At 68.5% G+C, this 12,860-nt stretch carries 7 protein-coding genes; 3 read left to right on the forward strand and 4 right to left on the reverse strand.

Translation table 11 applies throughout. The annotated features are described in order from the left end of the window. Positions 1-54: 54 nt before the first annotated feature. The 3 genes from nifJ to AB2385_RS02275 all read right to left on the reverse strand — a co-directional run bounded on the left by nifJ (position 55) and on the right by AB2385_RS02275 (position 6,336). The gene (gene nifJ / locus AB2385_RS02265; RefSeq protein ID WP_367653294.1) at positions 55-3,606 is read right to left on the reverse strand and encodes a pyruvate:ferredoxin (flavodoxin) oxidoreductase; all 3,552 of its coding nucleotides are present in this window, start codon (positions 3,604-3,606) and stop codon (positions 55-57) included. A gap of 288 nt (positions 3,607-3,894) precedes the next feature. Then, positions 3,895-5,502 carry a gamma-glutamyltransferase family protein gene (locus tag AB2385_RS02270; RefSeq protein WP_367653295.1) on the reverse strand — a complete coding sequence of 536 codons (1,608 nt, stop codon included), beginning with the start codon at positions 5,500-5,502 and terminating at the stop codon, positions 3,895-3,897. A 93-nt stretch (positions 5,503-5,595) separates the two neighbouring features. Continuing rightward, a complete protein-coding gene (locus tag AB2385_RS02275; protein ID WP_367653296.1) occupies positions 5,596-6,336 on the reverse strand; it encodes a DUF2161 domain-containing phosphodiesterase in 741 nt (246 codons plus the stop codon). 187 nt (positions 6,337-6,523) lie between these two features. On the opposite strand from AB2385_RS02275, the gene AB2385_RS02280 reads away from it, so the two are divergent. After that, positions 6,524-6,859: a hypothetical protein gene (locus AB2385_RS02280; protein WP_367653297.1), complete on the forward strand. Its 336-nt coding sequence runs from the start codon at positions 6,524-6,526 to the stop codon at positions 6,857-6,859. 173 nt (positions 6,860-7,032) lie between these two features. Here AB2385_RS02280 and acnA read toward each other — a convergent pair whose 3' ends face one another. Next, positions 7,033-9,705, reverse strand: a complete 2,673-nt coding sequence (gene acnA, locus AB2385_RS02285) for an aconitate hydratase AcnA (RefSeq protein WP_367653298.1) — start codon at positions 9,703-9,705, stop codon at positions 7,033-7,035. Between the two features lie 342 nt (positions 9,706-10,047). Between acnA and AB2385_RS02290 the strand changes: the two genes are divergently transcribed. Together AB2385_RS02290 and AB2385_RS02295 are read left to right on the forward strand one after the other, a co-directional pair. Next, positions 10,048-12,048, forward strand: a complete 2,001-nt coding sequence (locus tag AB2385_RS02290; protein WP_367653299.1) for a histidine kinase — start codon at positions 10,048-10,050, stop codon at positions 12,046-12,048. Between the two features lie 15 nt (positions 12,049-12,063). Next, positions 12,064-12,729, forward strand: coding sequence for a response regulator (locus AB2385_RS02295; RefSeq protein ID WP_367653300.1), 666 nt, complete (start codon positions 12,064-12,066; stop codon positions 12,727-12,729). The last annotated feature ends 131 nt before the right edge of the window (positions 12,730-12,860 follow it).

Raw genomic sequence — 12,860 nt, forward strand, 5'->3', positions numbered from 1 at the left:
GAGCAGGACGCTCAGGGCGTCCTGCTCCTTTGATTCTCTGCGCACCTGCCGGTGTTAGTCGCCTGCGGTCATGCTCATCTGGGCCAGGTGCTCGTAGCGCCGCCGCCTGGCCTCGGCCTCGGCCTGGGCCTCCCGCAGCAACTCCTCGGCCGCCTCGGGATCGGCCTTGCGCAGCTGCGCGTAGCGGGTCTCGTTGTACACGTACTCCCGCAGCGGGATCTTCGGGGCCGGGCAGTCGAGCTGCAGCGGGTTCTTGCCCTGGGCCAGGAGGCGCGGATCGTACCGGTAGACGGGCCAGTGACCGGACTCCACCGCCAGCTTCTGCTGCTCGAGGCCCTTGGACATCTCGATGCCGTGGGCGATGCAGTGGCTGTAGGCGATGATGATCGACGGGCCGTCGTACGACTCGGCCTCGCGGAAGGCCTTGATGACCTGTGCATCGTTGTAGCCGAGGGCCACCTGCGCCACGTAGACGTTGCCATACTGCATGGCGATCATGCCCAGGTCCTTCTTGCTGGACGGCTTGCCGCCAGCGGCGAACTTGGCCACGGCGCCCCGCGGCGTCGCCTTGGAGGCCTGGCCGCCGGTGTTGGAGTAGACCTCGGTGTCGAGGACCAGGATGTTGACGTTCTTGCCGGAGGCGAGCACGTGGTCCAGGCCGCCGTAGCCGATGTCGTAGGCCCAGCCGTCGCCGCCGATAATCCAGACGGACTTCTTGACCAGCATGTCTGCGATGGCCAGGAGCTGCTCGGCCCGCGGGTCGTGGATGGCGGCCAGACGCTCCTTCAGCTGAGCCACCCGCTCGCGCTGGGCGGCGATGCCGGCAGGCTCGGACTGGTCGGCGTTTAGCAGCGCATCGGCCAGTTCCGCACCGATCTGGTCACGCAGCTCGCTGACCAGCTCGGCCGCCATGGTAGCCTGCTTGTCTACGGCGAGGCGCAGGCCCAGGCCGAACTCGGCGTTGTCCTCAAACAGCGAGTTGGACCACGCCGGGCCGCGGCCGTTGGCGTCCTTCGCCCACGGGGTGGTGGGCAGGTTGCCGCCGTAGATCGAGGAGCAGCCGGTGGCGTTGGCGACGATCGCCCGGTCGCCGAAGAGCTGGGAGACCAGCTTGACGTACGGCGTCTCGCCGCAGCCCGCGCAGGCGCCGGAGAACTCGAACAGCGGACGGGCCAGCTGGAGGTTGCGGACGTTGGTGAACGGGATGGTCGTGGCATCCACGTCAGGCAGCGAGAGGAAGAAGTCCCAGTGGCCCTTCGCAGCCTCGCGGGCCGTGAGGATGTCGACCATGTTGATCGCCTTGTGGGACGGATCCTGCTTGCTCTTGGCCGGGCAGGCCTCGACGCACAGGGCGCAGCCGGTGCAGTCCTCGATGGAGACCTGGATGGTGTACCGCTTGCCGGGCAGCTCGCGGAACCGGGCGGCTGTGTGCTTGAAGCCCTCGGGCGCCTCGGCCAGGGCCGCCTCGTCGAACACCTTGGCCCGGATGACGGCGTGCGGGCAAACCATGACGCACTTGCCGCACTGGATGCAGATGTCGGGATCCCAGACGGGCACCTCAAGGCCGATGGAGCGCTTCTCCCACTGGGTGGTCGCCGTGGGATAGGTGCCATCCACAGGCAGCAGGGAGGTCGGCAGCTCGTCGCCCTTGTTGGCGATCATCATGGCCGTGACCTTCTGCACGAACTCGGGCGCCTCGGCCGGCACCGGCGGCCGCAGGTCGAAGGTGCTGCTGACCGGGCCGATCTTGACCTCGTGCAGGTGCGCCAGGGCGGCGTCGACGGCGGCGAAGTTCTTCTGCACGACCGCCTCGCCCTTGCGGGAGTAGGTCTTCTCGATCGCCTTCTTGATCTTGGCGATCGCCTCGTCCTTCGGCAGCACGCCGGAGATGGCGAAGAAGCAGGTCTGCATGATGGTGTTGATGCGCCGGCCCATACCGGTCTCGTGGGCCACGCGGTCCGCGTCGATGACCCAGAGCTTCAGGCCCTTGTCGACGACCTGCTGCTGGAAGCTGCGCGGCAGGTGGTTCCAGACCTCGTCCGCCGAGTACGGGGAGTTGAGCAACACCGTGGCGCCGGGCATCGCCGCATCCAGCACGGGGTACTTCTCCACGAAGACGAACTGGTGGATGCCCACGAAGTTGGCGCGCTGGATGAGGTAGGTGGACTGGATCGGCCGCGGGCCGAACCGCAGGTGGGAGACGGTGATGCCGCCGGACTTCTTCGAGTCATACACGAAGTAGCCCTGGGCGTAGAAATCGGTCTCCTCACCGATGATCTTGATGCTGTTCTTGTTGGCGCCCACCGTGCCGTCGGAGCCGAGGCCCCAGAACATCGCCCGGAAAACGTCGTCCGCCTCGGTGGAGAAGCTGGGGTCGTACTCGAGGCTGGTGTGGGTGACGTCGTCGATGATGCCGATGGTGAAGCGGTTCTTCGGCGCGTCCTTCTGGAGCTCGTCGAAGATCGCCTTGACCATGGCCGGCGTGAACTCCTTGGAACCGAGGCCGTAGCGGCCGCCGATCACCCGCGGCAGGGTGGTGCGGACGCCGTTCATGTAGGCGTCAGAGAGGGCGGTCAGCACGTCCTGGTACAGCGGCTCGCCGGCGGAGCCGGGCTCCTTGGTCCGGTCGAGGACAGCGATGGCCTTGGCCGTGGTCGGGATGGCCTTCAGCAGGGCCTCGTTGTCGAAGGGCCGGAACAGGCGGACCTTGACCACGCCGACCTTCTCGCCGCGGGCGGTGAGGTACTTCACGGTCTCCTCGACGGTCTCGGCGCCCGAGCCCATCAGGATGATGACCCGCTCGGCGTCCGGCGCGCCCACGTAGTCGAACAGGTGGTACTGGCGGCCAGTCAGCTTGGCGAACTGATCCATGTACTCCTGCACGATCCCCGGCGTGGCCAGGTAGAACGGGTTCGAGACCTCCCGGGCCTGGAAGTACACGTCCGGGTTCTGGGCCGTGCCGCGCATCACCGGGCGGTCAGGCGAGAGGCTGCGCATCCGGTGTGCCCGGACCAGCTCGTCGTCGATCATGGCCCGGATCGTCGCGTCCTCGAGCAGCTCGATCTTCTGCACCTCGTGGGACGTGCGGAAGCCGTCAAAGGCGTGCACGAAGGGAACCCGGGCCTTCAGCGTGGACGCCTGCGCGATCAGCGCAAAGTCCATGACCTCCTGGACGTTGCTGCTGAACAGCATGGCCCAGCCCGTCTGCCGGGCGGCCATCACGTCGGAGTGGTCGCCGAAGATGGAGAGGCCCTGCGTGGCCAGCGCCCGCGCCGCAATATGAAAGACCGTCGGGGTCAGCTCGCCCGCGATCTTGTACATATTGGGGATCATGAGCAGGAGGCCCTGCGAGGCCGTGAAGGTGGTGGCCAGCGCACCGCCCTGGAGCGCACCGTGGATGGCGCCGGCGGCGCCGCCCTCAGACTGCATCTCCTGCACCTGCGGCACCGTGCCCCAGAGGTTCTTCACGCCCTTGGCCGCCCAAGCGTCCGCGAACTCGCCCATGGGTGAGGACGGGGTGATCGGGTAGATCGCGATCACCTCGTTGGTCCGATACGCAACGTACGCCGCTGCTTCGTTACCGTCGATTGTAACTTTCCTGGGCATCGATTCACGCTCCTATCTTTCAGGCCGCGGAGGTTGCAGCCTTCTTGTTGCTCCTCTTGTTTATTGTAACGTTGGCGTACTTTCGCCTAACAGGGCAACAAAGTCCCCATTTCGCGCTGGGGACATGGGCCAAAGTATGGGGTGCAGGGTGGGCATGCCTATGGTCAGTTGGGCACATGGCGCGCGTTAGGTCTGTAGCCGGGCACTCGGGCCCGGGCCGGACCAGGTCTGCCGTCCGGGCGGAGGTGCATCGGGTCGTGACCGGAGTCGGTGTCGCGCAGCGGGAGGCTACCAGGCCGCCACGTGGCCGTCCGTGCGCGGCTCGGTGCCCGCCGCCAGCACGCCGCCCTCCTGCCGCCAGATGATCTGGCCGCGCCCGAAGCCCTCGGAGCCCAGGGCCCAGCGCACATCGTGGCCGCAGCGGGCCAGGGCGTCGGCGATGTGGGCCGGGACGGTGTGCTCCAACTCCACTGTCCTGCCTTCCAGCCACCGCCACCGGGGCGCGTCCAGCGCCGCCTGGGGATTCAGGGCGAAGTCGAGGGTGTTCATGATCACCTGGAGGTGGCCCTGGGGCTGCATGAAGCCGCCCATCACGCCAAACGGGCCGACCGGTTGCCCGGCCCGGGTGAGGAAGCCGGGGATGATTGTGTTGTACGGCCGCTTGCCGGGCTCCAGCCGGTTCGGGTGGCCCGGTTCCAGGCTGAAGCAGCAGCCCCGGTTGTTCAGCGCGATGCCGGTCTCCGGGATGACGATGCCGGAGCCGAAGCCCATGTAGTTGGACTGGATGTACGAGACCATGTTGCCCTCGCCGTCCGCGGCGGCCAGGTAGACCGTGCCGCCGCGGGGTGGCCGCCCGGCCGCGGGCTCCAGCGCGTTCGGGCCGATGAGCCGGCGGCGCTCGTCCGCGTACGCGTCGGAGAGGAGGTCGGCGACGGCCACGTCCATGGCGGCCGGGTCGGCGATGTACTGCCGACCGTCGGCGAACGCCAGTTTCAGCGCCTCGATCTGGCGGTGGTACGTCTCCACGTCCTCCCGGGCGGCGAAGTCGAAGCCCTTGAGGATGTTGAGCGCGAGGAGCGCCACCAGCCCCTGTCCGTTGGGCGGCAGTTCCCACACGTCGTAGCCCCGGTAGTGGACGGAGATGGGCTCCACCCACTGCGGGCGGAACGCGGCCAGGTCATCGGCCCGCAGGAAGCCGCCGTGCTGCCGGGAGAAGGCGTCGATGCGCTCGGCCAGCTCGCCGCGGTAGAAGGCCTCGCCCGACGTCTCGGCGATCAGGCGCAAGGTGCGTGCATGTGCCGGCGACCGCCAGATCTCGCCGATGGCCGGCGCCCGTCCCCCGGGTGCGAAGGTTTCAAACCAGGGGCGGAAGACCTCGCCGTCAAGGCTCTTCCTGTATGCGGTGAAGGCGTCCTGCCAGCTCCGCCCGAGGGTCGGGGAGATCGGGTAACCCCGCTCGGCGTACTCCACCGCCGGCGCCAGCACCTGCGCGAGGGGCAGGCGGCCGAAGCGGCGGTTCAGCTCCACCCAGGCGGCGGGCGCGCCGGGCACCATGGCGGGGATGAACCCGTGGCGGGGAATCTCAGCGAGGCCGGCCCGGAGCAGGCTTTCGGCGCTGAGCAGGTGCGGCGCGGGCCCGCTGCTGTTGAGCCCGTGGAGCTTGCCACCTGACCAGATCAGCGCGAAGGCGTCAGAGCCGAGGCCGTTGGAGGTGGGCTCCACCACCGTGAGCATGGCCGCCGTGGCCACGGCTGCGTCCACGGCGTTGCCGCCCTGCTGCAGGATCGCGAGCCCGGCCTGCGCTGCCAGCGGCTGCGAGGTGGCCACCACGCCCCGGGCAGCGTAAACGCAGTTGCGCCGAGACGGATAAGGGTAGGCGAGCGGATCGAAGCGCATCCGCGCATCCTCCTCACTGGATTCCTGTCAACAGCGTATCAACCGAAGGGAGTGGGTGTCAAAAGAAATATGCGCCAGTGCGGCGTGCACGGCTCAGCGCCCGCGAGCGCCGTTGCGGCCGGATGGCCCGGGTGCCGTCTCCGGCGGCCCGGAAAGGTCGGCCACCACGTCTGCGAAGGCACGGAGGGCGGCTTCGCCCGCGGGTGTCAACTGGTACACGCCGCGCGCCACGCGCGCAAACCAGCCATAGTGGTTGTCCTGCAAAACTCGCGCCGCCCGCTGGACGCCGGTCTCGGTGCGGATAAGCCTCACCGGCGCCGGGCCGGTACGCTGCAGGCAGGCGGCGAGGCGCAGCGCGTCCTCCCGGTAGGCCGTGACCAGCGGTCTGCGGGTGGAACCGCCGGGGTTGCGGTCACCGCTGCGGCGCGCAAACTCGGCGAGCAGTCGGGCCCGCTGCTTCCGTGCCGTGCGGGGGCGGCGCGGCTCCGGGTCCAGCAGGACGCTGGCCGAGGCGCGGTCGCCGGTGAACTGCACGGCGATCAGCCCCAGGCCCAGGCGCTGGCAGAGGGCCTTCACCTGCGACCAGCGGCGGTTCCCGCACGCGCGGCGGGGCGGTTCCACGGCCAGGTAGACGGCGTCGGTCAGCCGCAGCCTTTCCACGCCCTGCAGCACCAGATCCAGGTTGAACGTGCGCTTCAGTTCGACCACGACGAGCTCCTCGCCGCGCACGGCCACCAGGTCGCAGCCGTTCACCTCGCCCTTCACGGCGAAGCCCAGGTCTTCCAGCAACCGCTTCACGGGCAGGTAGAGATCGGTCTCGCGGCGCGCCTCCATCCGGCGGTCACCCCCTTCCGCTGCACCGGCCCCGCTCAGCCGCCTTGCTCACCCTAAGCGGTTCTGCTCATCTTCCTTCCTGCGCCGGCCAAATCCTGCTCCGTGCCGACGGGGACCGGCTGCGGCGGAGACGCATACCATAACGGTGACTTACGTGAAGCGGTCTCCCCGAGCAGGAGGTATGGCTGTGCTCTTCGGAGGTTTTCCGATTCCTGGCATTACCTGCCCGTCGCCTCCCTTCCCGACCCCCACGTGGAGCCCGGTGGGGAAAGGACTGCCGCTGCCCTCCCCATTCGCGTACCCCATCCCCTGGGGTGCGCCTGTGGTCACACCCGTGACGGGCTCCGCCAAGGTGCCGCTGCCCACGCCCACCGCGCCGACCATCTTCCCCAGTACGTACCCCTTCGGCGTTCCGGCGATCGGCAAGGCCTTCCCGTTCCCCGCCGCCCCGGCGCTCAATCCGTTCGGCAAGCCGTTCAGCCCGGCGGTTCCCAGCGTGTTCGGGAAGCCCTTCTGCCTGTGAGGGCCGGCGGCCGCGTGGGCGCACCGATCATGCCGTTGATGGAAGTAGGGAGGGGGGCGGAGCCCCCCTCCCTACACTCTCCCCCTGCGAGTTGGTCCCCACTGCCCCGTGGGCGGGCCGTACACGCCGGCCCGCCCACGGTAGAGGGGATATCGCAGGGAGACTCGTGTGATCTACTTCTCGCTGGCCAGCCGGCGCAGCACCGTCTGCAGCACGCCCCCGTTCTTGTAGTACTCGATCTCGACCGCCGTGTCGAGGCGGGAGGTCACGTTGAACCGAATCTCCCGGCCGTCGGCCTTGCGGGCGACCACGGTGAAGGTCTGCCGCGGGGTGAGCTCGCCGCCGATGCCCTCGATGTCGATCACCTCGGTGCCGTCGAGGCCGAGGGAGGCCGCATTCTGGCCCGCCTGGAAGACCAGCGGCAGCACGCCCATGCCGATGAGGTTCGAGCGGTGGATGCGCTCGAAGCTCTCGGCGATGACGGCCTTCACGCCCTGGAGCATCACGCCCTTGGCCGCCCAGTCGCGGGAGGAGCCCATGCCGTAGTCCTTGCCCGCAATGACCACCAGCGGCGTGCCCGTCTCCATATACTTCACGGCGGCGTCCCAAATGGGCATGATCTCGCCGGTGGGCAGGTACTTCGTGTAGCCGCCTTCCTTGCCGTCGGCGAGGGCGTTGCGCAGCCGGATGTTGGCGAAGGTGCCCCGCTGCATCACCTCGTGGTTGCCGCGGCGGGAACCGTAGGAGTTGAAGTCCAGCGGGTCGACGCCGCGCTCCATCAGGTACTTCGCCGCGGGGCTGTCCATGGCGATGGAGCCGGCCGGCGAGATGTGGTCGGTGGTGATCGAATCGCCCAGCAGGGCCAGCACCCGGGCGCCGCGGATGTCCTTCACCGGGGCGGGCGTCAGCTCCATGCCGGCGAAGTACGGCGGCTGCTGGATATACGTGGAGTTCGGATCCCAGGCGTAGAGCTCGCCGTCGGGGGCCTCCAGCTGCTGCCAGTTCTCGTCGCCGTCGAAGACGTGGGCGTAACGCTCCTTGAACATCTCCGGCGTGATGAACTTCTTGATGGCCTCCTGGATCTCCGCGTTGGTGGGCCAGATGTCCCGCAGGTAGACGGGGTTGCCGTCCCGGTCGTACCCGATGGGATCGGCCTTCAGATCGATGTCCACGGTGCCCGCCAGGGCGTAGGCCACCACCAGCATCGGCGAGGCCAGGAAGTTGGCCTTGACCAGCGGGTTGACGCGGCCCTCGAAGTTCCGGTTACCGGAGATGACGGCGGCCACCACCAGGTCATTGGCGGTCACGTCCTTCGCCACGTCTTCCGGCAGGCTGCCCGAGTTGCCGATGCAGGTGGTGCAGCCGTAGCCCACCACGTGGAAGCCCAGCGCCTCCAGCGGCTCCATGAGGCCGGAAGCCTTCAGGTAGTCGGTCACGACGCGGGAGCCCGGAGCCAGCGAGGTCTTCACCCACGGCTTGCGTGCAAGGCCCTTCGCGACGGCCTTCTGGGCCACCAGGCCAGCGCCGATCATCACCGCAGGGTTGGACGTGTTGGTGCAGGAGGTGATGGCGGCGATGACCACCGAACCGTGCTGGACGCCGGTCCTCGTCGCCACGGCGACGCCGCCGCCCTTCTGGATCTGCTCGTCAAAGTTCTTGTGGAAGATGGCCTTGACGCCGCTCAGCACCACCCGGTCCTGCGGGCGGCGCGGCCCCGCCAGCGAAGGCTCCACCGTCGAGAGGTCCAGCTCCAGGGTGTCGGTGAACTCCGGGTCCGGCGTGGCGTCGGTCCGGAAGAGCCCCTGCTCCACCAGGTAGCGGCGGACCATCTCCACATGGGCCTCGTCGCGGCCCGTCTGGCGCAGGTAGTCGAGGGTGATCTCATCCACCGGGAAGAAGCCCATGGTGGCGCCGTACTCGGGGGCCATGTTGGCGATGGTCGCCCGGTCGGCCAGCGAAAGGTTGGACAGGCCGGGGCCGTAGAACTCGACGAACTTCTCGACCACGCCCTTCTGGCGCAGCATCTGGGTCACCGTCAGCACCAGGTCAGTGGCGGTGGCGCCCTCGGGCAGCTGGCCCGTCAGCTTGAAGCCGATCACCTCGGGCACCAGCATGTAGGAGGGCTGGCCCAGCATGGCCGCCTCGGCCTCGATGCCGCCGACGCCCCAGCCCAGCACCCCCAGGCCGTTGATCATCGTGGTGTGGGAATCGGTGCCCACCACGGTGTCCGGCAGGGCGACCAGCTCGCCGTCGACCTCGCGCAGGGCGACGCACGGCGAGAGGTACTCCAGGTTCACCTGGTGGACGATGCCCATGCCCGGCGGCACGGCGCGGAAGTTGCGGAAGGCCTTCTGGGCCCACTTGAGGAATACATACCGTTCCTTGTTCCGCTTGAACTCGAGGTCTACGTTGAACTTGTACGCCCAGTCGGTGCCGAAGGCGTCTACCTGTACCGAGTGGTCGATGACCAGGTCCACCGGGACGAGCGGGTTGATCTGGTCGGCCTTGCCGCCCAGCTTCACCATGGCGTCGCGCATGGCCGCCAGGTCGGCCACTACGGGCACGCCCGTGAAGTCTTGGAGCACCACGCGCGAGGGGATGAAGGGAATCTCCCTGCGGGGCAGATCCTTCGGGTTCCAGGCCGCCAGGGTGCGCACGTCTTCCTCGGTGACGAGGAAGCCATCCAGGTTGCGCAGCAGGTTCTCCAGGAGGATGCGGATCGAGAAGGGCAGCCGGTCCAGCTTGACCAGCCCGGCTTTCTCCAGGGCATCGAGGCGGTAGATGACCGCGGTGCCCGTCCCCGTCTCGAAGGTCGACTTGGCCTTGAAGATGTCTGTGCGGGTCATGCGAGCATCCCTCTTCTCCACTGCGTTTTGGCCCTCGGAGACTGGTCTCCGGCTGGTGCCCTCCTTTGGTACGCCCACGGATGGATATTCGGGCGCACCCAGGGGGGAACACTAATGGTTGGCAACCTTATTCTAGAGCAATCTTTCGGAGCAGTAAATCAACCACCCTATGACGTGCCGTTATGGGGTTATAATCCTGGGGAGCGAGGCGGTTCGGGGCGGATGACCGGCAAGGTAATGCGGGCAGAACCCCAAGAGGTATACAATATAGGTATGGAGTCAGTACAGAGCCGAGTGGCGCGCCGACTCGATTCGCTGTTCCGAACGGGTTACCCCCACCCCATGAATCTCTTTGCCGCCCTCATGCTCGCCTTCCTGCCCGCCCTCTCCTGGCTGTCGGGTGAGGCGGCGGAGAGGGCGCTGTGGGCGCGCCTGTGCGGCGTGGGCCTCAGCCTCGTCTACCTTGCGGTCTGGTGCCGCATCCGTCCTTCCACCCCGGCCTGGCGGAGGGGCGCATACCTCGAACTCTACCTCGTGGTGCAGACGGCCCTCGTCGCCGCCATCTACGCCCTGGACGGCGGGCTCACCCGCTTCCTGTTCGCAGTGGTGGCGGTGCAGGCCGTGTACCTCATCCCGGTGCGGCGTTGGGCTCCTTTCGTGGGTACCCTGGCCGCCCTCTGGCTGGCGCTCTACCTGGCCATCACGCCGCCCGAGCTGCCCGGGGAGAGCATGGTGACCAGCATCGGCATGTACTTCCTTTACCTGGTGTTCGCCTCGCTGGTCACCCTGACGATGCTGCAGCAGGAGCGGCAGGGCCGGCTCGCACAGCAGCTGCTGGAGGGGGTCAACCAGCGCCACCAGGTGCTGCGGGAATACGACCAGACGGCCGAGCACCGGGCTGAGAGCGAGGAGCGTGAGCGGCTGGCCCAGACGATTCACGCCCACCTCGTCGTGCGCCTCGCGGACCTCGAGGCCCGGCTGCGGGCCATCCTGGAGCGGGGGGCACCGGACCGGCAGGCGGTGCGCAGTGCCCGCCTGGAGGCCAAGGCGGTGCTGGCCGAGGTGCGAGACGCCGTGCGCACCTTACGCCCGGACCAGGAGGCGGGCGTGCCGGACGAGGCAGACGCGCCCGGCCGGTTCCCGGCCCCGCCGGAGCCGGAGGTCAGCCTGAAGCTGACCGATCCCATCCGCGTGTACCACATCTGGAATGTGGGGGTGCTGCTGATCACCGCCGGGGTGATGACCGCCGCCAGACTGGTGGGTGGCAGCCCCGACTGGCTCCGCGTGCTGCTGCCCTCGCTGGGGCTGCTGGCCGCCTACGCCGGCGCGTCGGGCCGGCGGGCCGCGTACCCCCTGCGAGCCCTGTTCGTGGTGGTCCAGGCTGTCCTCATCTTCCTGTTGATCTGCCTCACGCGTGAGCCTTTGCTGAACCACCTCTTCCTCGTGGTCTCCGGACAGATGGTCTTCCTGATGCCCGCCGGCACCAGGGGGGTCGTGGCCGCAGTGGCTTTCCCGACTGCGCTCACCGCGGCGGCCCTGCTGATCTCGGAGGCGCCCTCGGCCGTCTCGCCCCTCTCGCTCACCGTGGCGTACGGGGTCACCTACTTCTTCGCCGCGGTGATGGCCCACATGACGCGGCTACAGCTCGAGGCCCGCACCCGGGCCATCCACTACGCTCAACAGCTGCGCGAGGTCAACCGCCTTCTGGAGGCGCGGCTCAGGGAGGTGCGGCGGGTGGCCATCGCCCGCGAGCGGGTGCGCATGGCCCGCGAGATCCACGACGGGCTCGGCCATCACCTTACGGCGGTCATCGTCGATCTGCAGAACGCCGAGGCGCTGGCAGGCGAGGAGCCCGAGGCGGCCCGCCGGCACGTGCAGAGCGGCGTCGAGGTCATCCGGGCCGCCATGCGCTCCAGCCAGGAGATGGTCGAGGCCCTGGACCGCTTCGAGCGTCCGCTTCCGGAAGCCATCCACGACCTGGTTGCGCGCTGGATGCAGGTGACCGGAACGCCCGTCATCCTGCGGGTGGACGGGGCCGGGGCGGAGCTCTCCACCGCCGCCCGGATGACGCTCTTCCGGGCGGTGCAGGAGAGCCTGACGAACATCCAGAAGCATGCGAGGCCCACCCGGGTTGAGGTGACCCTGACGCGGCTGACCGACCGCGTGATCCTGCGGGTGACCAACGACGACCTGGGCCGTGCCGACCACGAGGAGGCGGTGCGCTCCGGCTTCGGCCTCCTCGGCCTCAAGGAGCGAGCCCAGGCGCTGATGGGCGAGTTCGAGGCGGGGCCGAGGGAGGGCGGGGGCTTTCAGGTGTCTCTGGTCCTGCCGATCGGAGTCTGACGGGGGGAACGCCCGATGAACGAAGGCAAGATCCGCATCATGATCGTGGACGACCAGTCCCTGCTCCGGCGGGGGCTGACAGCGCTGCTCAACCGCAACCCCGACATGGAGGTGGTCGCCGAGGCGGGCGACGGCCAGCAGGCGCTCCGCCTGGCCGAAGAGGTGCGGCCCGACGTGATCCTGATGGACGTGCGCATGCCCGTGATGGACGGGGTCGCCGCCACGCGGGAGCTCAGCCGCCGCGGCTGCCCGGCCGGGGTGATCATCCTGACCACCTTCGACGATGACGAGTACATCTTCGAAGGGATCGCCGCCGGTGCCCGCGGCTACCTCCTCAAGGACGCGGAGTACGAGGAGCTGTCGCAGGCCATCCGCACCGTAGCGCGCGGCGAGTCGCTGCTCCAGCCCCAGATCACCACCCGCGTGCTCAAGGAGTTCAGCCGGCTCTCTGCGATCGCCGGCAGCCGGCCCAAGGTGCAGCCTTTGGTCGAGCCGCTCACAGAGCGCGAGCTGCAGGTGCTCCGGCTCATGGCCTCGGGCGCCTCCAACCAGGACATCGCGGCGGCGCTTTACATCGGGCTGGGCACGGTGAAGCACCACGTGCGCGCCATTTTCGGCAAACTGGGCGCCCGCGACCGCGTGCACGCCGTGCTCCTGGCGCAGGAACTGAACCTGGTGTAACGGTATCCGCCTTTCGGACTATCACTCCGGGCAGAGGCGCCGTCCTCCGGGCACAGCAGAGTTATGCCCTGCGACCGGTCCCGCAGGCAGATGTCCCATTCCTCCCGCCGGGTTACGCTGGCTTCAGACTG

Origin of the sequence: Symbiobacterium sp. (assembly GCF_040797425.1) — a bacterium.
Lineage (GTDB): Bacteria > Bacillota > Sulfobacillia > Symbiobacteriales > Symbiobacteriaceae > Symbiobacterium.